At 68.3% G+C, this 21,778-nt stretch carries 21 protein-coding genes and 3 pseudogenes; 16 read left to right on the plus strand and 8 right to left on the minus strand.

Features of this window, described 5'->3' with window-relative positions; all coding sequences use genetic code 11:
- Positions 1–77 precede the first annotated feature (77 nt).
- Positions 78–680, minus strand: coding sequence for a helix-turn-helix domain-containing protein (locus ACWCQ1_RS49040; RefSeq protein ID WP_451029721.1), 603 nt, complete (start codon positions 678–680; stop codon positions 78–80).
- A 224-nt stretch (positions 681–904) separates the two neighbouring features.
- A complete protein-coding gene (locus tag ACWCQ1_RS49045) occupies positions 905–1,681 on the minus strand; it encodes a GntR family transcriptional regulator (protein ID WP_358609817.1) in 777 nt (258 codons plus the stop codon).
- Between the two features lie 481 nt (positions 1,682–2,162).
- On the opposite strand from ACWCQ1_RS49045, the gene ACWCQ1_RS49050 reads away from it, so the two are divergent.
- From ACWCQ1_RS49050 to ACWCQ1_RS49095, 10 genes are all read left to right on the plus strand, one after another.
- Entirely contained in the window at positions 2,163–3,200 is a 1,038-nt protein-coding gene (locus ACWCQ1_RS49050) for a phytanoyl-CoA dioxygenase family protein (RefSeq protein WP_451029722.1), read from the plus strand.
- Entirely contained in the window at positions 3,197–4,531 is a 1,335-nt protein-coding gene (locus ACWCQ1_RS49055; protein WP_451029723.1) for a DUF6271 family protein, read from the plus strand. The genes ACWCQ1_RS49050 and ACWCQ1_RS49055 overlap by 4 nt, the downstream gene beginning before the upstream one ends.
- Positions 4,528–5,715 (plus strand): type III PLP-dependent enzyme, encoded by a 1,188-nt coding sequence (locus ACWCQ1_RS49060; protein WP_451029724.1) that lies wholly within the window; start codon positions 4,528–4,530, stop codon positions 5,713–5,715. The genes ACWCQ1_RS49055 and ACWCQ1_RS49060 overlap by 4 nt, the downstream gene beginning before the upstream one ends.
- The gene (locus ACWCQ1_RS49065; RefSeq protein WP_451029725.1) at positions 5,712–6,275 is read left to right on the plus strand and encodes a GNAT family N-acetyltransferase; all 564 of its coding nucleotides are present in this window, start codon (positions 5,712–5,714) and stop codon (positions 6,273–6,275) included. Before ACWCQ1_RS49060 ends, ACWCQ1_RS49065 begins: the two co-directional genes overlap by 4 nt.
- A complete protein-coding gene (locus tag ACWCQ1_RS49070; protein ID WP_451029726.1) occupies positions 6,260–7,486 on the plus strand; it encodes an MFS transporter in 1,227 nt (408 codons plus the stop codon). The genes ACWCQ1_RS49065 and ACWCQ1_RS49070 overlap by 16 nt, the downstream gene beginning before the upstream one ends.
- Before the next feature lie 164 nt (positions 7,487–7,650).
- Positions 7,651–8,883 carry a sensor histidine kinase gene (locus ACWCQ1_RS49075; protein ID WP_451029727.1) on the plus strand — a complete coding sequence of 411 codons (1,233 nt, stop codon included), beginning with the start codon at positions 7,651–7,653 and terminating at the stop codon, positions 8,881–8,883.
- Positions 8,880–9,554 (plus strand): response regulator transcription factor, encoded by a 675-nt coding sequence (locus tag ACWCQ1_RS49080; RefSeq protein WP_358609796.1) that lies wholly within the window; start codon positions 8,880–8,882, stop codon positions 9,552–9,554. The genes ACWCQ1_RS49075 and ACWCQ1_RS49080 overlap by 4 nt, the downstream gene beginning before the upstream one ends.
- Positions 9,555–9,792: 238 nt before the next feature.
- A complete protein-coding gene (locus ACWCQ1_RS49085) occupies positions 9,793–10,161 on the plus strand; it encodes a hypothetical protein (protein WP_358609793.1) in 369 nt (122 codons plus the stop codon).
- Positions 10,162–10,188: 27 nt separating this feature from the next.
- Positions 10,189–10,932, plus strand: a complete 744-nt coding sequence (locus ACWCQ1_RS49090; RefSeq protein WP_358609790.1) for an ABC transporter ATP-binding protein — start codon at positions 10,189–10,191, stop codon at positions 10,930–10,932.
- Positions 10,929–13,568, plus strand: a complete 2,640-nt coding sequence (locus ACWCQ1_RS49095; protein ID WP_451029728.1) for an FtsX-like permease family protein — start codon at positions 10,929–10,931, stop codon at positions 13,566–13,568. Before ACWCQ1_RS49090 ends, ACWCQ1_RS49095 begins: the two co-directional genes overlap by 4 nt.
- A 90-nt stretch (positions 13,569–13,658) precedes the next feature.
- Here ACWCQ1_RS49095 and ACWCQ1_RS49100 read toward each other — a convergent pair.
- Positions 13,659–13,848: pseudogene (locus ACWCQ1_RS49100) on the minus strand (IS256 family transposase); the annotation flags it as partial.
- 160 nt (positions 13,849–14,008) lie between these two features.
- Here ACWCQ1_RS49100 and ACWCQ1_RS49105 point away from each other — a divergent pair.
- Positions 14,009–14,266: a hypothetical protein gene (locus tag ACWCQ1_RS49105; RefSeq protein WP_451029729.1), complete on the plus strand. Its 258-nt coding sequence runs from the start codon at positions 14,009–14,011 to the stop codon at positions 14,264–14,266.
- A 75-nt stretch (positions 14,267–14,341) separates the two neighbouring features.
- On the opposite strand, the gene ACWCQ1_RS49110 is transcribed toward ACWCQ1_RS49105, so the two are convergent.
- On the minus strand, positions 14,342–14,797 hold the full coding sequence (locus ACWCQ1_RS49110) for a transposase (RefSeq protein WP_451029730.1): 456 nt from the start codon (positions 14,795–14,797) through the stop codon (positions 14,342–14,344).
- A 210-nt stretch (positions 14,798–15,007) separates the two neighbouring features.
- Between ACWCQ1_RS49110 and ACWCQ1_RS49115 the strand changes: the two genes are divergently transcribed.
- Positions 15,008–16,609 (plus strand): GMC family oxidoreductase, encoded by a 1,602-nt coding sequence (locus tag ACWCQ1_RS49115; RefSeq protein ID WP_451029731.1) that lies wholly within the window; start codon positions 15,008–15,010, stop codon positions 16,607–16,609.
- Between the two features lie 129 nt (positions 16,610–16,738).
- Here ACWCQ1_RS49115 and ACWCQ1_RS49120 read toward each other — a convergent pair whose 3' ends face one another.
- A complete protein-coding gene (locus ACWCQ1_RS49120) occupies positions 16,739–17,638 on the minus strand; it encodes an alpha/beta fold hydrolase (RefSeq protein WP_451029732.1) in 900 nt (299 codons plus the stop codon).
- A gap of 85 nt (positions 17,639–17,723) precedes the next feature.
- Here ACWCQ1_RS49120 and ACWCQ1_RS49125 point away from each other — a divergent pair, with 85 nt between their 5' ends.
- Together ACWCQ1_RS49125 and ACWCQ1_RS49130 are read left to right on the plus strand one after the other, a co-directional pair.
- Positions 17,724–18,314 carry a TetR/AcrR family transcriptional regulator gene (locus ACWCQ1_RS49125; protein ID WP_451029733.1) on the plus strand — a complete coding sequence of 197 codons (591 nt, stop codon included), beginning with the start codon at positions 17,724–17,726 and terminating at the stop codon, positions 18,312–18,314.
- Between the two features lie 196 nt (positions 18,315–18,510).
- A pseudogene (locus ACWCQ1_RS49130) lies at positions 18,511–19,069 on the plus strand (transposase); the annotation flags it as partial.
- Between the two features lie 260 nt (positions 19,070–19,329).
- Here ACWCQ1_RS49130 and ACWCQ1_RS49135 read toward each other — a convergent pair.
- The gene (locus tag ACWCQ1_RS49135) at positions 19,330–20,340 is read right to left on the minus strand and encodes an aldo/keto reductase (protein WP_451029734.1); all 1,011 of its coding nucleotides are present in this window, start codon (positions 20,338–20,340) and stop codon (positions 19,330–19,332) included.
- A gap of 147 nt (positions 20,341–20,487) precedes the next feature.
- Here ACWCQ1_RS49135 and ACWCQ1_RS49140 point away from each other — a divergent pair, with 147 nt between their 5' ends.
- Complete coding sequence (locus tag ACWCQ1_RS49140) at positions 20,488–20,859, plus strand: hypothetical protein (protein ID WP_451029735.1); 372 nt, start codon at positions 20,488–20,490, stop codon at positions 20,857–20,859.
- Between the two features lie 2 nt (positions 20,860–20,861).
- Here the strand turns inward: ACWCQ1_RS49140 and ACWCQ1_RS49145 are convergent.
- Both ACWCQ1_RS49145 and ACWCQ1_RS49150 read right to left on the minus strand, forming a co-directional pair.
- Positions 20,862–20,993, minus strand: a pseudogene (locus ACWCQ1_RS49145) (IS5/IS1182 family transposase); the annotation flags it as partial.
- 91 nt (positions 20,994–21,084) lie between these two features.
- On the minus strand, positions 21,085–21,495 hold the full coding sequence (locus tag ACWCQ1_RS49150; RefSeq protein WP_451029736.1) for a winged helix-turn-helix transcriptional regulator: 411 nt from the start codon (positions 21,493–21,495) through the stop codon (positions 21,085–21,087).
- Between the two features lie 104 nt (positions 21,496–21,599).
- Here ACWCQ1_RS49150 and ACWCQ1_RS49155 point away from each other — a divergent pair.
- A partial coding sequence (locus ACWCQ1_RS49155; protein WP_451029573.1) for an alpha/beta fold hydrolase occupies positions 21,600–21,778 on the plus strand: 179 nt, incomplete at its 3' end.

The following is a 21,778-nucleotide window of genomic DNA, read 5'->3' on the forward strand; positions in this document are numbered from 1 at the left end:
CCCACCCCGTGCGCAGGGAGCGGGCGCCACCAGCCGGAGCACACCGGCGCACTACTCAACGCCGATCGGCTACACCATCACGCGGGACGCCATCGTGCCGCTTTGATGACCAGTGCAGTCTTCCCTGCACCGGGCGGCCCGACGACGACCACGGGTCGGCCTGTGTGGCCGTCTTTTGCGGCCGTGAGGTGAGCGCGCAGGGAGGAAAGGTGCGTCGCGCGACCGACGAGGCTGTGGCGAGGAACTGGGGGGAGTTCGAAGGGTACGGGACCAGGCGCTGACAGGTGTTCTGCGGCGCTCGGTCGGCGCATCAGTCGGCCGATGTCCTCCGAGGGCAGTCCGAGGGCCTTGGCGATCAGAAGGAGCGACTGCTTGCGGGGACGGGAGGTGTGTCCGGTCTCGAGGTTGCGGATGGCCCGCACGCTCACCCCGGATCGCTCCGCGAGGTCTTGCTGGGTCAGACAGGCTGCCTCGCGTGCGGTGATCAGCGTTTCCGCGATGGTTGGTGACAACGATGTCCGGGATGTGGGAACGGAAGTCTCCGGGGCAGGGGACGGCGAGCGGCCCGACACCCGAAGGCGGTCTGCGCCTTCACCGGTCTCGGCGGTCGTTGGTCGGCCGGCTCCGGGCGGCGTCGGGACGGCTTCGGTGCGGTTGGTGAGAACACCCTGTCGTGTCACGGATTTCCCAGGATTGGCGGGGCGGGAGTGATCCTCAATGGGTTCGGCCGTGCGGCCGGCCTCGAGGGACCAGTTCTTTACGTGCGATCGGGGCGCTCACAGTGAGGTGAAGGCCGCCTCCGAGCGCCGGCGGCGCGATCAGTTGGCTGCAGCGCGGTCGCAGGGCTGGCCATGAGCACGGAGTGCCCGAGAAGATGGACGAACGGCCATGGTGGGAGGGCGAATCAATCCAAGGCCCGGTCCGCGGTGGGCAGCAAGGTCACCACGAACTTGTAGCGGGAGCCGCGGTACACCGAACGGACCCACTCCACCGGTCTGCCTTCCGTGTCGTGGGAGTGTCGGGACAGCAGCATCATGGGTAGGCCCACGATGGTCGAGAGCAGCCCGGCCTCGTACGGGTTCGCGAGCGTGGTCTCGATGCCCTCCTCGGCTTTTAGGAGGTGAACTCCATACACCTCGGCGAGTGCCGCGTACAAAGAGCTGTACCTGGTCAGCGTTTCGCGCAGGCCGGGGAAGCGCCATGCGGGCAGGTGGGTCGACTCGATGGCCATGGGCTCGCCGTCGGCCAGCCGAAGTCGTTCGAGGAGCACTACCTCCTCGCCGATGTCGATGGCGAGCAGGCGCGCCAGTTCCTCGTCAGCCTTGATGTGACGCATACCGAGGATCCGTGAGGCAGGTTTGAGTCCCTGGGCCAGCATGTCCTCGGTGTAGGAGGTGAGCTGAAGGGCGCGGTAGAGCTTCGGCCGTGCAATGAACGTGCCCTTCCCGTGGATCCGGTCCAACTTGCCTTCACTGACGAGCTCTTGCAGGGCCCGCCGGACCGTGGTGCGCGAGGTGTCGAGGCTGACGGCGAGTAATCGCTCGGCGGGCACGCGCTCTCCCGGTCCCAGGGACTCCGCCATCTCGAGGATGTGCTGCTTGACTCGGTAGTACTTCGGCACCCGTGTAACGGCACCAGGCATTCCGGTGCCGTCTTGGACGACGCTCACTCTGGTGGTCATGATCCGCCTTCCGGGCGCGATGCAGGTAATTCGTTATAGCCCGCCCACTCGTCGTTGGTCTAGTCCAACCAGGAAGTGCGTGGTAGCACGGACGGGAGGCCCGCGGCCGGCCGGGTACATCGCGGTGAACGTCGGGCGGACCTGAACACGAGAATGGTCCAGGTCATGCACCGCAGGCCGGCACCCTCGTCATCAACGGCGGCCCCTGGCCGCCGGCCGCCCACAGTCATGCTGCTCCTACCCGCAAGTCGAGCAGCCCGCACCCCAGTCGGCACCTGGAGTCCCCGTTCATCGGGCCGCACCGCGCACAGGAGCGGGTTCGGCCGGTAACCGGCAGCTGACAGGCAAATGGCGGCAACTTCCCCCGGTGACGATTGACATCACCAATTGGTCCAGTCCACTTTGGCTGCAACCTCAGTTCGATCAGTAACGGCCATGAGTTCCTCTCGGCCCCTGAGGAATCGCGCCTTGGAGTGATCGCATGCCGACGCCCGACCCGTATCTGTACCGCGCCCCGACACGGCGCCCCTATTTCAGCGCTGACGGTGAGACCTACCTCGCGCAGACGCAATTGAGAGACATAAAGCGCGAGGAGTCACAGTCGCTGCGCGTGCTGTCGGAACAGGATTTCGCCTTCTGGCAGACGTACGGCTATGTGGTCGTGCGCAACGCCGTCTCTCCAGGCGCGGCGAAGAGCCTGTACGAGTTCGCCTGGGAGTTCGCGGGGCTTGACCCCGACCGGCCCGAAACCTGGTACCAAGAACGTGAGTTCCGCTCGGACCTCGACCGTGACCTGCACGTCTACGGCTTCGTAGAGGCGTACCACCATCAGCTGATGTGGGACAACCGGCAGACCCAACGGGTCTACGACGCCTTCGCCGATGTGTGGGACTGCGAGGAGCTGTGGGTCACCCTCGATCGGCTGAACCTCAACCCGCCCAACCGGGGCAGCCGTGCACGCTCCCTCATCGCGCCGACCGACGAGGGATTCGATATCGAGCTGCACTGGGACGTGGACACCACCCTCGGCGTGCTGCCACAGCGGGTGCAGGGCATCCTGGCCCTCAACGACACTCAGCCCGAACTCGGCGGATTCCAATGCGCACCAGAGCTGTTCCGCCAGTTCGATGAGTGGCGGATCGCGCAGCCGGCCGATCGGGACCCGATCAGGCCCGCGATCGACCGCGCCGAGTTCTCCGTGGTACGTCCCGATCTGCAGGCCGGCGATCTGCTGATCTTCAACGGACTGCTGGCGCACGGCGTCGCGCCCAACGTCTCCGACAACGGCGTGCGGGCCGTGCAGTACTTGTCGATGATGCCGGCCCTGGAGGAACACGAAGAGCTGCGCCGCTCCCGTGTCCGTTCCTGGCGGACCCTCAGCACACCCGACTGGAACGCGACGCTGCTCGGAGACGCCGATCGGCACGAATCGCTTCGCTACGGTGCCGCGACGCTCAACGACCTCGGCAGGAAACTCCTGGGGCTCGACTCCTGGAGCGAACGAGAGAGCGCCAAGTGAAGCACACCACCAGCACCGACGGGATCTGCCTGGCTCTGCCGACCAACAGGGCGTGCGAGGAGGCCATCGTCGGCATCGCCGAGGAGGCCGCATATGCAGCCCGCACCTTTGGCATCGAGGTGCACGTGCTCATCCTCGACTCCTGCGACCAGGCCACTTGGACGGAACACACCCGCGTGGTGGCCGACCTGCCGGCCACCCCCGGCGTGATCGTCCACCACCTCGACGAAGCACGCCAGCGGGAGTTCCTGCGGCGCACGATCCAGCGCTCCGACCTCGCCGCACCCGACCGGCTGCTCACCCTGATGCTGCCTGCCGACCTCTCCTACGGTGCTTGTACCAACCGTGCCTTCCTCATCGCCGGCGCACTCGGCTGCCGGTCGGTGCACCGCAGGGACTCGGACTCCAGCTACCAGGTGCTGGATGGCGAAAAGGTCTTTCCCATCCATCATGAGCTGGCCTCACTCGGGAAGACCGCATCCAAGGCGTCGGCGGCCGTGACGGAGACCGTCCTCGCCCCGCACCACGCCCAGCGCCGGGTGTCGATGGTCGGAGCCTCCTTCGTCGGTGAACCGTCCGTGGACATCGCGGAGATCGAGCAGCTCGACGCGGGCGTCTACCACGACGTCGTCAGCCTGTGGGCCCCCGCCCACTGGTCGGACGAGCAGAAGGGACAACTCGTCGAGGAGTCCTTCAAGGGCGCCGGAACCATCCCCTTCACCGTGGATCACTCCACCCTGACCCTCGTCGACCCCATGAGGGTCGACATGTGCAACATCGCCTTCCACCACGAGGTATACGAGCGGGTGCCGCTGCCCCCGGCGACCGACACCATAGGCAGTGACTACTTCCTCATCCACCTCGTCCACGACGCCGCACTGCCCGGCGTACTGCACAACCGCCATATCCAGAACTTCTACACACCCTTCCGACGCACCGACGCCGGCTTCCGCGCCTACCAACTGAGGTTTGTGAAGTTCCTGCTGTCGATGCTCTACCTCAACGACGTCTACGACCGGATGAGCGCGGCCCCCGACACCGCACTGCTGGACGAGCAGGAGCGGGTCCGCGCAGACGTCATCTCCGGCTTCCTGCGCCACAGCGCCGGTCGGGACCGGACGGAGAACGTCTGGCGACTGGACCGGGTCAGTACGGCGTACCGGAAACTGGGCGGCCGCTACGCCGAGTTCGCCGACCTGATGGACGCGCGCCGGAAGCAGCTGCTGGACGAGGCGCAACAGGACACGGAGGACTTCGCGTACCTGATCGACGCCTGGCCCGTGCTCGTGCGCGTCGCCCGGGACACCGGCCTCGGGAGTGCGGGCGCGTGAGCTGGGACCTGGACACGCGGCTGTCTTCGGCCCTGGCCGCCGCTTCAACGGATCGGGTCGTTTTCGATCTCACCGGGATCGAGAGCCAGTACGACCGCCTGGTGCGCGAACTGCCGGTCACCGTACGGTTCGCGATGAAGGCATGTCCGGTCGACGAGGTGCTGACCTGCCTCGCTGACCGAGGCGCCGGATTCGACGCGGCGAGCCCCGGCGAGATCGAGCAGGCGCTACGGCTGGGCGTGCCCGCGGACCGCATCCACTACGGCAACACCGTGAAGTCCGACGCGAGCATTGCCGAGGCCCACCGGCTCGGCGTGCGGACGTTCGCCACGGACAGCGTTCAGGACGTGGCGGCCATCGCCGCCAACGCCCCCGGCGCCCGTGTGTACTGCCGCCTCACCACCAGCGGCGAAGGCGCCCTGTGGGGACTCAGCCGCAAGTTCGGCTGCTCCCGGGACGACGCCGTCCGCGTGCTGACCGTGGCCCGTGCCGCCGGCCTGACTCCGGCCGGGCTGTCAGTACACGTGGGATCACAGCAGATGACGTACGACGCGTGGCGTCAGGCCGTCGACCAGCTGGCGGACGTCCTGGTGGCGTTGCGTCACCGGGCCATCGTGCTGGACCACGTCAACCTCGGCGGCGGCCTGCCCGCCCTCGGATACCTGGACCGGCACGGCCGCCCGCTGGAGCCGCCGCTGGACAAGATGTTCGCTGTTCTGCGCGACGGCATCGAGGAATTGCGGCGCCTGAACGCAGCGCCTCTCGACATCGTCATGGAGCCCGGCCGTCACCTGGTCGCCGATCACGGCGCGATCCGCGCACACGTCTACCGGCTCACCGAGCGGCGGCAGGCCGACGGAGAACTGGTGCACTGGCTCTACCTGAGCTGCGGAAAATTCAACGGCCTCTACGAGATGGACGAACTCTGCCACAGGCTCGTCTTTCCGGGACACGCCGATGGCGAGTACGTCGCGGCCGTTGTGGCCGGCCCCACATGCGACAGCGACGACGCCTACAGGAGCGCACACATGCGCGTGCCCAAGGCGCTGACGTCCGGTGACCCGGTGTGGATCCTGTCCGCCGGCGCCTACGCCACCAGTTACATGACGCAAGCCTTCAACGGCTTTGGACCGCTGCCGCACATGGTGACCCCTGCCGAACTCCGCCACGCGGAGGCGGCGTGAGCGAGGAGCGGGTCGGCCACGACGAGCGCATCCGTCCGGTGCGGGACCATGACTGGCCGGGCATAGCCGCGGTGGAGGCAGCGGCCTATGCGGGAACTTCACTCACCGAGGGGCTGGCAGCGCTGGAATCGAAGGGGCGCGCCTCACCGGACACCTGCTTCGTGCTGGACCTCGACGGAGAAATAGAAGGCTACCTGCTCGCGCTGCCCTACCCGAGGTTCCAGTACCCACCGCTGGCCCGGGTCGACGAGCCGGCACACGATTCACGCAACCTCCATCTTCACGACATGGTCGTCGCCCACGAGCAGCGGGGCAACGGGTGGGGGCAGGGCCTGCTGACCCGGTTGGCGGCCGCCGCGCGACCGAGGTTCGAGCACATCTCGCTCGTCGCCGTCGACGGCATGGCCCCCTTCTGGGCCGCCCACGGTTACCGGGCCCACCCATGGGTCCGGCTCCCGGAGAGCTACGGCGAAAACGCCGTGTACATGTCCATCGCGGTATCCGGCAGAGATACCAGCCCTTCGGAGGAGGCGGCCCGATTTCCATGCCCCGTGTCCTAGACGATTTCAGGCGTACGCAGTTGGCCATCGCGGCGCTGTTCTGTTTCCTGGGGTTCCAGTACGCCACCTGGGCCTCCCGCATCCCCGCCCTTAAGGAACGCCTCGATCTGAGTGCCGGGGAGGTGGGCCTGCTGCTCGTGGTCACCGGGGCGGGCGCGGTGGCTTCCTTTCCGCTCATCACGTTCCTGATGCAGCGCCTCGGGGCGCGCAGCGTCGCCCTGCTGTCCGGGCTCAGCCTGGTGGCGATCCTCCTTGTGCTGGCCGTGGCCCCGAACTACCCGACGGCGCTGGTGATTGTCTGTGCGGACGGCGTGGCCGTGGGCTGTCTGAATGTGGCGATGAACGCGCAGGGCGCCGCTTTGGAGAAGGTGCACGGACGTACGGCGATGACACAGCTGCACGCCACCTTCAGTGCGGGTTCGTTCCTTGCCGCTCTGTTGTCGTCAGGGGTGACGGCACTGACTCCGGACATCGCCCCCCATTTCGCCGTCGCCGCGATGATCCTCCTCGTGCTCCTCGCGTATGCACGTCCGCGTCTGCTCGCGGAAGAGGTTTCCGCGGCCTCCTCGGGCGAGCCGGTAGCCGAGCAGGAGGAGGGCAAGCGCCGTCGCAGGTTCACCCGGCTGACACTGGCAGTGCTCTGGCTCGGCTGCGCCATGGTGTTCGCCGAGGTGGTCGAAGGGTCCATGAACGACTGGTCCGCGCTTTATCTGAAGGACATCGCCCATGCGTCACCCCAGGTCGCGCCGTTGGGTATCGCCGTCATCTCGAGCGTGATGGTCGTCGCACGCCTCTTCGGTGACGGCTGGCGCAGCCGCTGGGGTGACGCCAGGGTCGTCCGCGTCGGCAGCACGGCGGCCGGCGCCGGGCTGGGCCTCGCTCTGCTGATCGGAGGTGTGGTTCCCGCGCTCATCGGTTTCGCGTGCGTGGGGCTGGGTGTGGCCGCCGTGGCACCATGCCTCTACGTCGCCGCCGCGGCCGAAGGGCCGCAAGCCCTCTCTGTCGTCGCCGCCACGGGCACCACCGGTCTGCTCGTCGGACCCGCGCTGATCGGATTCGTCACCGAAGTGAGCGACCTGGCCTGGGGCATGGCCGTAGTGGCAGCCTCGGCCGTCGTCGTCTCCCTGTGCACGACGCGCCTCCGCTTCGTCTCCACGAAAGCCTCGTCCGAGGTGAGCGAGACAGACTTGGTCGAGGAGGGGACGACGTGATCCTTCCACCAGGGCGGACGCCCATCCGCGGTGCCGGCTGCGGCCGATCCACTTCTTCCACCTGGGCATCGGTGATCTTCCTGGGGCTTCGGCCCCACCGGCCCCAGGTACCTCCGGCCTTGGGTTGCTCCTTTTGAGGCGAGCGGTGTCATAGCCTGTGGGCCATGTTGCGCCGCATACAGGTACTGCCGTGGGTACACACGGCGTATGACATGGCGATCGCGGTGCTGGTGGGCTTCGCGACCTCGCGTTACGGCGAGGAGTACGACCAGCTCATCGGCTGGGCGATGGCCTTGGCGCTGGTCTTCCGCCGGCGGCGGCCGCTGACGGTGATGGGGCTGGTCGCCGGGCTCGCCCTGGTTCAGTACGTGTTGGCGGAGTACCCGGATCCGATGCTGGCCTCCGCCCCGGCCGCGTACGACGCGGCGCTGCTCGTCGCCATGGTCTCGGTGGTCACCCACGCCCGGGCGATGTGGCACACCTGGACGGCGGGTGCGGTCGTCATGCTGGGCGTGGCGGTGGAGGCAGGGTTCGGCCTTCCCGGCGCGCGGGACGCAGAAGGGGACCTTTTCAGCCTGGTCGCCTTCGGCGGTGTCTGCACGGCCCTGTGGCTGACCGCGATGGTGCTGCGGACACGTCGGCTGTACGTGGCGAGCCTGGAGGCACGGGCCGCCACGGCCGAACGGGAACGGGAGCACCTCGTGCGGATCGCCGCGGCCGAGGAGCGTGCGGAGATCGCCCGGGAGCTGCACGATGTGGTGGCGCACAGTCTCGCCGTGATGATCCTGCAGGCCGACGGGGCCGGGTACGTCCTCAAGTCCGATCCGGGAAAGGCGGGTTCCGCCCTGAAGGCGATCGGCGACACCGGGCGGGACGCGCTGGCGGACATGCACCGGATCGTGCGGGTCCTCCGCAGCGGCCGAAAGGTCTCCGGCGTGCTCGAGGACGCGGACACGGAGACCGGTCGCCTGCGGGTCTCGCTGGACGACTTGGAGACGGTGGCTGAGCGGGCCCGTGCCGCGGGACTCAAGGTGGACCTGGTCGTCGAGGGTGTACGGGGCGGGCTGTCGACGGCGGACCAACTCACCGTGCTGCGGGTCGTCCAGGAGAGTCTGACCAACGTGCTGCGGCATGCCGGTCCCGGCGCACGCGTGGACATCACTGTGCGGTTTTGCAAGGACGTGATACTGATCAGGGTGGTCGACGACGGGGCCGGCAAGCTGGCCGGCTCTGCGGGAGCGGCGGCCGACACCAGCGGAGGGAACGGGCTCGTGGGCATGCGCGAGCGTGTGGAGGTGTCCGGCGGCAGCTTCACCGCCGGGCCGCGCCTCGGCGCGGGATGGCAGGTCGACGCGGAAATCCCCATGCAGGAACCTCCGGTGAGGACGAAGGGATGAGTCAGATGGGCGGGCCGATACGGGTGGTCGTCGTGGACGACCAGCCGCTGATCCGGGCCGGGTTCGCGATGGTGCTGGCCGCGCAGAGCGACATCGAGGTCGTGGGCGAGGCGGAGAACGGCGCGGACGCCCTGGCGTTGCTGGACCGTACCCAGGCGGACGTCGTCATCATGGACATCCGTATGCCCGTCATGGACGGCGTCGAGGCGACCCAGCGGCTGAGTCGACTCCCCGACGCCCCAAGGGTGTTGGTGCTCACCACCTTCGACACCGACGAGGACGCCTTCGCCGCGCTGCAGGCCGGGGCGAGCGGCTTCCTGCTGAAGAACACCCCGCCCGAGGAGGTCGTGACGGCGATCCGTGTCGTGTCGGCCGGTGAGTCCGTCGTCGCCCCGCGTGTCACCCGCCGGCTCCTGGACCGGTTCGCGGGAAAACTGGCGCCCTCGGCCCGCCACGACGAGCGGCTGGATCTGCTGACCCTGCGCGAGCGTGAGGTGCTCGGTCTGATCGCCGAGGGCCTGTCCAACAGTGAAATCGCCGCTCGCCTGTTCATCGCGGAGGCGACCGTGAAGACCCACTTCGGGAAGATCCTGACCAAGCTGGACCTGCGAGACCGTGTGCAGGCCGTCATCTTCGCCTACGACTCGGGCCTCGTCGCGCCCGCGAGCTGACCGCCCGCAGGCAGGAGGCGGAACTACGACTGCGGTCGCAGTCTGGCCCTCTGCCTGCGGTCGCAGTTCACTGGCGCGGAGATCAGGTTCTGAACCGATGTGCCTCGACGACCGTTCTCCGAGAATTACCAACAGCTGATCGGCAAACGCCTGCAAACAGCTTCGGAATAAATTCTCGGAGGTCGTCGTGAGTCCTTCCACGTCCATGCGAAACAGCAAGGCAATTCTGTTGTCCGTGATGGTGGTGCTGCTTTTCACAGGTACAGGGATAGCGGGCAAGGTCTGGTGGGACGAGCACAACCGGCCCAGCCAGGCATCGAAGACCGACTGCGTGCTGGCGCAGCAACTCGTCGACTCGGCGCAGAAGATCGCCGGCGACAGGGCAGCCATCGCGAAGTGGGAGAAGGACGAGCGGCAGCGCAGGGCGCAGATCGATGACGGATACCTCGGCGCCAACATCTCGGTCTACGACGGGTGGGCGGCCCTGCGTGCGAAGGGCGAGGGAACTGTCCCGACCGGCGAGGAAGTGCTGCGACTGTCGGACAAGGCCAACGCCCACTGCTCGGACGCCCGGGTCACGCTCACATTCCCGCCGCTCGCGTCCTGACGCGCCACGGCAAGGGGAATTCACCGCATGGATACAACCGAATGCATCGCCGCCGCCGTGGAACTGGTCAAGACCTACCGCCAGGGTGAGGCACGGATCAGGGCCCTGGACGGAGTGACGGTCGGTTTCGCCCGCGCGCGGTTCACGGCCATCGCGGGACCGTCCGGCTCGGGCAAGTCCACGCTGATGCACTGCCTGGCGGGGCTGGACTCCGCCACCTCGGGTCAAGTGATGCTGGACGAGACGGAGTTGACCGGTCTGTCCGACCGGGACCTGACCCGCGTACGACGGGACAAGGTCGGCTTCGTCTTCCAGTCGTTCAACCTGCTGCCCCAGCTGACGGCTCTGGAGAACATCGTGCTGCCGGTCACCCTGTCCCGCCGGCACCTGGACCGCGACCTGCTCGACCATCTGGTCGGTGTGCTCGGCATCGGCGACCGGATGTCCCACCGGCCCGCCGAACTCTCCGGCGGCCAGCAGCAGCGCGTGGCCCTGGCCCGGGCCCTGCTGCCCCGGCCCGCCGTGGTCTTCGCCGACGAGCCCACGGGCAACCTGGACTCGCGGTCGGGCGGCGAGGTATTGGACTTCCTGCGCCGCTCCGTGCGCGATCTCGGCCAGAGCGTGGTCATGGTGACTCATGACCCGGGAGCCGCCGCCTACGCCGACCGCGTGCTCGTCCTGGCCGACGGACGCATCGTCGACGACGTCGACGCGGCGGCCGGCGCCGATCTCACGCGGGCTCTGCAGACCGCGGGGAGGGCCGCCCGATGAACGCCCCATACCGTGCGGACACCCCTTGGCGCGCGAGCGCCCTCGGATCGCAGCTTGCCGAACTCCTCCAGCGGCCCGGTCGACTGGTGACGACCGGGATGTCGGTCCTGGTGGCCGCCTTCGTGGTCTTCGCCACCGTCATGGCACAGCAGATCACCACGAACACCACCCTCGACCACTTCCGCGGCACGCCCGAAGCCGTGAGCCTGGTCGCCACCGCCGACGGCACGTCGCCCGACATCAGCGGTGCCGCTCTGCGGCGCATCCGCGCGTTGTCCGGTGTCGCGGAGGCCGTCGGCCGCGTGGACTCCGGCGCGCCGATCGCCGGGCCGTCCGAACATTGGCTGAAGCTCCACTCCGACCCGGGCACCGGGCCGCTGTCCCAGGTCCGGCTCGTCGAGGGGACCTACCCCGACCGCACCGGCCAGATCGCGGTCAACCGCCGGGCCGCCGAAGAACTCGCGCTCGCCCCCGGCACCCGTACGACCCTGATCGTCCCCAATGGTGAGAACGCGGAAAAAACCGTCAAGGCCGCCGTCGTTGTCACCGGCGTGGTGGAGAGCGACGCAACCGCCGAGCAGCAGCCCGGCGGGTATACCACGGACGCCCACATCGGGCCCTTGGCGCAGCTGCCCGGCTATGCGCGCGTGGACATCCGCGCCAAGGACGGTGTCCCGAACACCGCATTGGCCCAGCAGGTGTGCGGCGTACTCGGCGCGGAGCACTCCGACGCGTCGCTCAGGTCCGGCGGCGCCGTACGGGCCGAGGAGGCGCACGAGGCCGTGGGAGGGGACCTGCGTGAGGTCTTCCGGCTCGTCTCGGTGTTCCTGGCCGTGGCGGTGGGGGCCGCGGCCCTGGTCGCCACCTCGACCTTCCGTATCGTCTTCGCGCAGCGGCTGCGGCAGTTGGCGCTCCTGCGCGCCATCGGCGCCCCGCAGCGCCGGCTGGTGTCCGCACTCGCCGTCGAGGGCGCCCTGGTGGGTGTGGTCGCCGGCTCGATCGGCGTGCTGATGGCGCTGGGCGCCGGACACCTCGCCCCCCAGGCCGCCCGTCTGCTGGCGGGAGAGAAACTGTCCGCACCGGGCTTCCCCTTGCCGCAGGCCGTCCTGGTGGTCGCAGGCACCGTGCTGGTCACCGTCGGAGCGGTCCTCGCCCCCGCCCTGTCGGCAGCCCGCGTGTCGCCGCTGCAGGCCCTGCGTACCGCGGGCACCCTCACCGGCGAACGCCGTATCGGCGCCGCCCGCCTCACCGCCGGAATTCTCCTCACCACCGCGGCCACGGGGCTCGCCGCCCAGCTCCTGCGTCAGCTGCCCCAGACGGGCCAGGAGGACTACGACCGCAACTTCGCCCTGCTGGTCACCATCGCCTCAGCGGGCTTCGCCTTCCTGGCGCTGATCACCCTGGGCCCGCTCCTGGTCCGCCCCGTCCTGGCGGTGGCCGGATGGCCACTGCGCCGACTGGGCACCATCGGCAGGCTGGCCGTGAGCGGCGTCGGGGACACACCGCGGCGTGCCGCGGCCGTCTCCGCGGTCGTCGCCCTCGGCGTCGCCCTGGTCTCCGGGGCGCTTGTCTGCCTCGCCTGTCTGAGCGGCTACCTGGAACGGACCGATGCCGTCCGAGTCCCCGCAGACTTCCAAGTCGCGGCCAACGGCAAGGGCCTGGACGCCTCAGCCGTGGGGCAGTTCGCCGCCGCACCGCAGCTCACCCATGTCACCGCCTACCGGACCCTGGAGGTCACCGCTGGCCCCAGGGGGTCCCGCACCCGGTTCGAGGTGTCGGACCTGGATCTGGACGCCCTGCCCACCGGCAAATACATCGACACCGCCACCGGCTCCCTCAACGACCTGGGCCCGGGCAGGGCTGTCATCGCATCCGACGTGGCCGAACTCCTCGGCGTGCGGGCGGGCGACCCCATCACTCTCACCCTTCCGCTCCCGGCTTCCCGAGAGCGGGGGGAGCCCCATCGCCGCGGCGACCTCCGGTTGACCGTCGCCGCCACGTTGCCCGGTGAGGGACCAGGCCAGGCGAACGTGCTCGTCGTACCCGCCGATCTCGACCGGATGGGCGCCTCCACCAACGCGAGCGGCGTCTTCGCCGACGCGTCTGCTGAGGGCCTCGCCGCCCGTGGCAAGGCGCAGCGGGCGCTGGAGAGCGTAGTCCGGGAACACGTCGCCGACCCCGACGGCGTGAGCATCAGCGTCCTGGCGGAAGGCCGGGACAGCGATCGGGACGCGATCCGCACGGCCGGCACCACCGCACTCGGGCTCGTGGCCCTGACCGTGCTCATCGCCGTCGTCGGCGTGGCCGCCACCACCAGCCTGACCGCGATCGAACGCACCCGTGAGTTCGGGTTGTTGCGGGCCCTGGGCCTGGGCGCAGGCGCACTGCGCCGGACCATCACCGTCGAAGCCGGCCTGTACGGAGTCCTCGGCGGCGCCTTCGGCCTGGCCCTCGGCATCCCCTACGCCTGGCTCCTCGTCCGCATCGTCGTCACCGACGCGCCCTTGCGCCTGCCCGTGGCCCAACTCCTGCTGGTCTTCAGCGGGTTGGCCGCCCTTACGGCGCTGGCCGGCCTGCTGCCCGCTCGCCGCGCCACACGCATCGCACCGATCACCGCGCTGGGCGGCAGCGAATGAGACATCGCAACCCGGTGCTGCCGCGAACAACACACGGACAACAAACGAGCAACGCACGATGGGATGACTGCTTGGCCGCCCCACCGCACACAGCACCTCGCTGATCTTCGGGGGACTTACGGCACCACGGCGGCAGGATCGCCAAGGGGAACCGCTTGCGCTCGCCCGCGGCGTCGTCAACGTGCTTGACCTTCAACCGCGGAGGCTTCGCCCAGACCACCCCGGCCGCGGTGGTGACCTTCCGGGGCTGGTGGTAGCCGTTGCGAACCACGATCCCGCGCGAAGAACATGATGGCGAGGAGGCGGCCACGGACCACCGGCATGCAGCTGATGAGCTCGTCCGATCGCCGTGAGGCAGGTGAGGCAACCTTGGCGCACGCTAGGGCGGTCTTCCACTGCAAGAGCCGTGAACAGACGGCCCGAGGTTGAAAGGCGTCCGCATGAGAAGTGAACCCGACATGTACCTGATGGTTCCCGACGACTTCGATGATTCCCACGCGGATTCACAAGTGCACGCCATGGCCAGGAAGATGTTCTTCGGTTCGGTCATGGCGGAACCGTTCGAGAAGGCCGCTCAGTGGATCGCGGAGAACGATGTCCGATTGAGCGACACGTCCTGGGAAATCGCCCCCGCCGATGAGGAGTTATACGTGTTGAGCCTGTACTTCACCTTCGAGGACGACCACAAAGAAGGCTGATCGAGGGGCACCTGCTTCATGGGGTGGTCTCGGCTGGCACGGCGATGAGCTGAACGCAGCGCCTGCGAAAAGGGCTCAGTGGTGTTTCCGTTGGCTGCCGCGTTCGGCTGGGTCAGCGACATCGGCGAGGTGGTCGCGGCCGAGGTTGGCCAGCTCGCAGGTTTTGATGACCGACCACAGCATTTCGACGGGGTTGAGTTCAGGCGCGTAGGCCAGCAGCCGCTCGATCGTCAGCCAGTCCTGCTGGGCCGCCAAGGCCCGCATGCCGCGACTCCAGTGGGCGGAGTGTCCGTCCCATACCAACACCACCGACTCCCCGGCGTAGAAGGCCTTGAGGCGTTCCAGCACGTCGATCAGGGAGGTGGTGTCGTAGGTGCCCGGCTTGACGTGGAAGCACAGCCGTGGGCCGTGCTCGCAGTCGGCGCGGAGCGCGCATGTGCGGCGCACTTGAGGTAGCAGCGATGTGCCTGATTCGGCGAAGAACACGATCCAGGCACGTTTGTTCACTGACCCCTTTTGATGCGTGACCATTCCTGACCCATCGGGCGATCTCGGACTCGTCCCGCTCGACCGTTTGGGCCGCTGAGGGCCTCGGCCATCGGATTACCTCCGTGGTGACGCGCTTGTTGCCCAGCCATGGATATAACCCATAGATTTAACTCAATGCGCTGTTAGCTGTACAGGCTCCGTGCCGGATCCTCCAGTCCTCGACCGGCACTCGATGTGGAGCAGGGAGATCGGATGAACGCGTTCGACTACATCATCGTGGGGGCCGGCTCGGCGGGGTGTGTGCTCGCCAACCGGCTCTCCGAAGATCCCAGGACAACCGTGCTGCTGATCGAGGCGGGGGGCAGGGACGCCACTCCGCTGATCAAAATGCCCAAGGGGTTCGGCAAGCTCCTGGGCGACCCCAGGTACGCCTGGCACTACCCGGTCGAGCCGGTGGGCCCGACACGGAAGGTCGAACGCTGGGTCCGGGGCAGGACCCTCGGGGGATCGAGCTCGGTCAACGGCATGGTCTACAACCGCGGCGACCGCGCCGACTACGACGCACTGGAGCGGCTCGGCAACCGAGGCTGGGGCTGGGACACGATGCTCCCGGTCTTCAAACAGATCGAGGACAACGCACTCGGTGCCTCCGCAGTCCGGGGCGCGGGCGGGCCGTTGCACATCTCGACCGCGCCGAAGCCGGAACGGATCTGCGAGGAGCTGATCGCCGCCGGGACCGGACTCGGCTGGAGCCGCACCGACGACCTCAACACAAGCGACGAAGAACGCATCGGCTATGCCATGGCCACCATCAAGAACGGGCAGCGCTTCAGCGCCGCCCGCGCCTTCCTGCACCCCATCGAGCACCGGCCGAACCTGACGGTGTCCGTGGACACCCTCGTTACCGGGGTCCTCACCGAGAACGGCAGGGCCGTCGGCGTACGGACCCGCGGCAAGGGACAGGAAGCCGACTTCCGCGTCCGACGTGAGGTGATCCTCTCCGCCGGCAGCATCGCCACGCCGAAGATCCTGCAACTCTCGGGCATCGGGCCGGCCGAGACGCTCAAGTCGGCGGGCATCGACGTGCTGGTCGACAGCCCACACGTCGGCGGCAGGATGCGCGAGCACCGCTGCTTCGTCGTCCAGTACCGGCTGAAGGACAACCTCGGCTACAACAAGGCGCTGAGCACCCCGCTGCGGCAGGGCCTGTCCGGGGTGCAATACATGACGACCCGCCGTGGACCGCTGGCCGCTCCCGCCTTCGACGTGATCGCCTTCTTCAAGAGCCGTCCCGAAATCGACCGCCCGGACGCCCAGCTGCTGATGGCACCGGTCTCCCTGACCCCGGACGTCCCCGGCAAGGAGACCGGCGTCGAGCGCGAGCCCGGTGTGATGGGCCTCGGTTACATCCTGCGCCCCACCGCCGAGGGAAGCCTGCACATCACCTCGGCCGACCCCGAAGCGTCCCTGACGATCACGGCGAACTACTACGGCTCCGACCACGACCGTACGGTCGGCACCGCCCTGTTCCGCAGGATGCGCGAGCTCTTCGAGACCGAGCCGATCGCCGGGCGGATCACGGCCGAGACCCTGCCGGGCCGCGCGGTGCGGGAGGACCAGGAGATCATCGACGCGGGCCTTGAACACGGGCGCTGCGGCTACCACGCCGTCGGCACCTGCGCCATGGGGCCCGCCGAGGACGACGTCGTCGACGCCCGGTTGTGTGTGCGCGGTGTCGAGGGCCTGCGGGTCGTCGACTGCTCGGTCATGCCGACGATGGTGTCGGGCAATCTCAACGCGCCCATCATCGCCATGGCCTGGCGGGCGGCCGACCTCATCCTGGAGAGGGGCTGACCGGCCATCGCCGCCCGGGGCTGGCTGCACAAGCGGGGCGACGGGCGGTTCACGGCACGTCCGAAGGCGCGCGGGGCGGGCCCGTAACTGACGGGCCCCCGACGGCAATGGGCCCCTCCTGTTAGATCACTAACGGCCGCTGAAAAAGTCGGTGAGGGCGGCGGCGACGGCCTTGGGCTGCTCCTCGGGGATGTAGTGACCGGCATCGGGCACGATGACGCCGGTCACGTTCTCGGCCCACGGGCTGATGGAGGCCGCCATATCCGGGATCGAGCCGTGGCTGCTGGAGATTCCGAGCACAGGCGCGGTCAGTCGCCGTTGCTCGAGTGCCGCGCGGTTCTTGCGTGCGGACTCGGCGGCGTCGCGGTAGTAGGCGAGGCCGGCGCGCAGGCCGCCGTCGACGGCGAGGGCCGCGCCGTAGTGGTCGAGCTCTGCTTCCTCGAACGCGTCGGGCGCGAGGGACTTGGTCTTCAGGAACCAGCTGATGTACTCCCGCTCGCGGCCGGCTATCAGCGTCTCGGGAAGAGCGGGCACCACGTGGAACGCGAAGTGCCAGGTCTTGAACGTCAGAGTCGGGTCGAGAGGGATCGCTTCCGGCATGGTGATACCGGGAATTCCGGCGTCGAGCAGCGCGACCCCGTGCAGTCGGCTCTCGTAGTTCAGGGCGAGGGAGAAGGCGACCCAGGCGCCGATGTCGTGCCCGGCGAGCCAGTAGTCCCGCACGCCGAGAGTGTTCACGGCGGCCTGGATGTGCGCGGCGACCGTGTGCGTGTCGTAGCTGAGTTCCGGATGCTCGGAATTGCCTTGGCCCGGCCGGTCGATCGCTATGACCCGGAAGCGATCGGCGAGAGCAGGCATGACCTTTCGCCAGGCCCACCATGTCTGCGGGAACCCGGTGAGCAGGACGACGGCCGGTCCGTCCGGCCGACCGCCTTCGACCGCGTGCAGGCGCACGCCGTCGGCGTCGACCCAGCGGTGGGTGAATCCGGCCAGGTCCTGCAGGGGCAGGGCGGGGACGGGGTTGGTCATGGGAATCCTCCATCGAGGCGGGTGGACCGTGATGCGACGCTAGCACATCTTGAACTGATCAGTCCAAGATGGGAGTATGGGTCGCATGGCAGGAAAGAAACAGTTCGACATGGACACGGTGCTCGACGCCGCGATGATCCAGTTCTGGCGCTCCGGCTACGCCGACACCTCGCTCGACGACCTGTCCCGGGCGACCGGCCTGAACCGCAGCTCGATCTACTCCTCGCTCGGCGACAAGGACGCGCTCTTCCTTCGCTGCGTGGATCGCTACGCCAAGCGCTACGGCGACAAGTTCGACGCCGCCCTCTCGTGCGCGGCCGAGGACCCCGTCGCCGCCGTCCGTGCGTTCTTCGATGTCACCCTGGGGCGCATCGCCGACCCCGCTGTGCCCGACGGATGCCTGATGGCCCAGTCGGTCATGGCGAGTCCGGCGCTGAGCCCGAGCGTCGCAGAGCATGTCAAAGAGTTGTTCGGCCAACAGCGCCCGCGTCTGCGCACCGCGCTGAAGGCCGGCGGAATGTCCGACGAGGACGCCGAGGACTTCGCCGTACACGTAGCGGCCGTCAACCAGTCTCTCGCGGTGATGGGCAGGGCCGGGTCGAGCCCGGAGCAACTCCGGGCGATCGTCGGTGTGACCGTCGACGCGCTCGCGCGGGCGCTGCGACCGGTCGGATAGCTGGCATATCAAATCCCTGCCTGAGAGGCATAGGCGCTTCTCAATGTTCGGAGGGGCAAGACAGATGGCCGATGTAGCCGGCGTCAACCTTGGCGCACCGCCTTCGCCCCGCTGCTGGACCGGCTCGACCTGCGCGGCGTCGTCGTCACCGAAGGGAAACCAGAGGAAGCTGCGCAAGCAGTTGCGGCGCCTGCCCTGGCGCAGGCTGCGGGAGTGGCACCAGGCCGGGGTGTGGCAGGCCCTGCATTAGCTGCTGCTCGCCGAGTTACGGGCGGCCGGCCTGCTGGACTCCTCCGGGGCCGCGGTCGACGGCTCGCACCTGAGGGCGTTGAAGGGCGGTGCGAAGACCGGGCCGTCTCCGGTGGACCGGGGCAGGACGGGCAGCAAGCACCCCGTGATCGGGGAAGCGCACGGTATCCCGCTCGCCGCCACGCTGAGCGGCGGGGACCGGCACGACGTCGCCCAGCCTTGCCCCTGGTCCATGCCGTTCCGGCGGTCAGGGGCAAGCGCGGACGTCCCCGCAGGCGCCCCGATGTGCTGTACGCCGACCGCGGTTACGACTATGACACCTACCAGCCATCGCCCGCCGCGGGACACAACACGGCTCGGGCCTGGGCGCCCACCGCTGGGTCGTCGAAGCCGCCTTCGCGCTCCTGCACTGGTTCCGCCGCGTACGGACCCGCTGGGAGATCCGCGACGACCTCCACCAAGCCTTGCTCACTCCCAGCCGCAGCATCGTCTCCTGCGCCGCCTGAAGACTCTTTTTACTAGGAGTCCTAAAGCTGATGCGAGAGGCGTTCCGAATTGCGTACGGATGCGTGTGTTCGGCGGCGCCCGCGACTGACGGGGTTTCGTGGGGTAGCAACAATGGCGGTGTCCGCGGCCCTCGTCGTGCCTCTCGCTGCGACCCCATCGAGTGCGCTTGCGCGTGACCGCCCGAAAGCACCGCCGGGCCGACCACAGGGCTGTGAAGGCCGGGGCCAGGGACTCGTCGAAGGCCCGGCGGTAGCCCGGACTACCGGGAGCCCGCCACCGGATACCGCTTGTAGAAGGACTCCTCCAGGTAGGCGGCCTCGTGCGGCTGGTAGGGCTCCTGTAGGTAGGCGGCCTCGTCTTCGTCGAGTTCTACCTCCACCGCGGCAACCGCGTCGGCCAGCTGGGCCGGCTTGGTGACCCCGACGATGGGCGAGGTCACCGCCGGGTTGCGCATGACCCAGGCCAGGGCGACCTGGGCCGGGGACAGACCCCGCTTGCCCGCGATCTGGTGGACGCGCTCGGCCACCACCTGGTCCTCGTCGCGGTAGAGGATCTTGCCGCCCGCGTCGGTCTCGGCACGCGCCGTGGAGGTGTCCCGGGCCCGCGTCAGCCTGCCCCGCGCCAGCGGGCTCCACGGGATCACGCCGATGCCCTGGTCGACGCAGAGCGGGAGCATCTCCCGCTCTGCTTCGCGGTGGATGAGGTTGTAGTGGTCCTGCATCGACACGAACCGGGTCCAGCCGTTCAGGTCAGCCAGGTACAGGGCCTTGGCGAACTGCCAGGCGTACATGGAAGAGGCTCCGATGTAGCGGACCTTCCCGGACCTGACCGCGTCGTGCAGCGCCTCAAGGGTTTCCTCGATCGGGGTGTCGTAGTCCCAGCGGTGGATCTGGTACAGGTCGATGTAGTCGGTCCCCAGTCGCTTCAGGGAGGCGTCGAGCTCGGCGGAGATCGCCTTGCGGGACAGCCCGGCGCCGTTCGGGCCGGGGCGCATCCGCATCCAGACCTTGGTGGAGAGAACGACCTCCTCGCGCCGGGTGAAGTCCTTGACCGCCTGGCCGACGATTTCCTCGCTGCTTCCGGCGCTGTACCCATTGGCTGTGTCGAGGAAGTTGACGCCGCTCTCAAGGGCCTGCTTGATGATGTCCCGGCTGGAGTCCGCGCCCAGCGACCAGGGCTCGCCGCCCCGGTCCGGCTCGCCGAAGCTCATACAGCCGAGGGTGATGGCGGAGACTTCCAGTCCGGTCTTTCCGAGTTTGACGTATCGCATGCCTTAGAACCTAGGAGTTGGAGTGCGCCCTAACGCAAATACATCTCGGCCCGAAATTCGGGTGGTGCCGAGTTACAAGCTGAGCCCATTCCAACTTCAGGCGACAGCCGATCGAGCGGTGCCACGGAGGTCTGGTAGACCCTGACTATGACGTTCTTGGCAGTGGTCGAGGGCGATGTGGGCGGAGGGAGCATCGATCGGGATGGTCTGACAGCTGCCATCCGTGCCCGGTGGGCTGGGGTCGAGGCCGACTCGACGCAACGCAGCGAAGTGCGCAGCCTCATATGGCAGTTCGAGACCGAGAGCGGCCCAGGTGAGGCCTATCTGCACGAGGACGGTACCTGCCTGTACATGGACGTCCGGGAGGAAGACGCGATCTGGCTGGCGATCGTCTTCCGCAGGCTTGCACCCACGGACCTTGACCTGGTGTTCTGCGATGAGGGTTACACCTTCGACGTTCGTCTGCGGGCCGGGACGACGGAAGCCGAGTTGACGGACTTGGTGAATGCTGCGGGTTGATCTCAGCCCGTGGCAGTGAGCTGGAGGACCAGGACGGCTTGGACGGGGCTCGTGACCCGGGTCGTCGAGCAGCGACGTTTGCGGAGCAGGCGCCAGGACTTGAGGGTGGCGATGGCCTGCTCGACCATTGCGCGGGCGCCATCACCTGCTGGCGCCGTCTGAAGACCTCCTTTGGCTCGAAATTCCAAGCCGGTGACGTCCACGGCTCGGCCTGCCACGTCGTTCCTACTCCGGCTCCTGGCGGGGGTGTTCGGGCTCCTGGGGCAGCTGGTCGGCGCGGCGGTTGTTGCTTTCGATTGCTGCCATGTGCTCCTCCGCCCACGTACGCAAGGCGTCCAGCGGGCCGTCGAGGGAGAGGCCCAGCGCGGTGAGCTGGTAGTGCACCCGGGGTGGCACTGTTGGTTCGACTCGCCGGGCAACCAGGCCGTCGCGGACCAGGCTCTGGAGGGTCGCGGAGAGCATTTTCTGCGAAATGCCCGGTATATGGCGCCGCAGTTCCGCGAAGCGCACCTCGCCCGGCGTTGACTCGGCCAGGACCTTCACCGTCAGCGAGGTCCATTTGGTCCCGATCCGATCGAGTAGCTGCCGGGTCGGGCACAGGGGGCTGAACAGATCGCCGCGCTTCGACGTGGTCACCCGTAGCTCACCACCTGAAGAGAAAGTGCCGTCTTGGAACGTCCAGGCTAGTTCCCTAGCGTTTGCTGGTCACTAGTGGTTACCGGCTGTCCCTGGAGTGCTCCATGCCTGAGCTGTGCCGCATCCCCGTCAACGGCACCGAGTTGAACGTGGCCATCGCCGGATCGGGGCCCAACGTCCTGCTGCTGCACGGCTTCCCTCACACCTGGGAGCTGTGGACCGACGTCATGGCGGACCTGTCCGACCGTTACCGAGTCATCGCACCGGACCTGCGCGGGCTTGG

Source organism: Streptomyces sp. NPDC002144, from assembly GCF_053593695.1.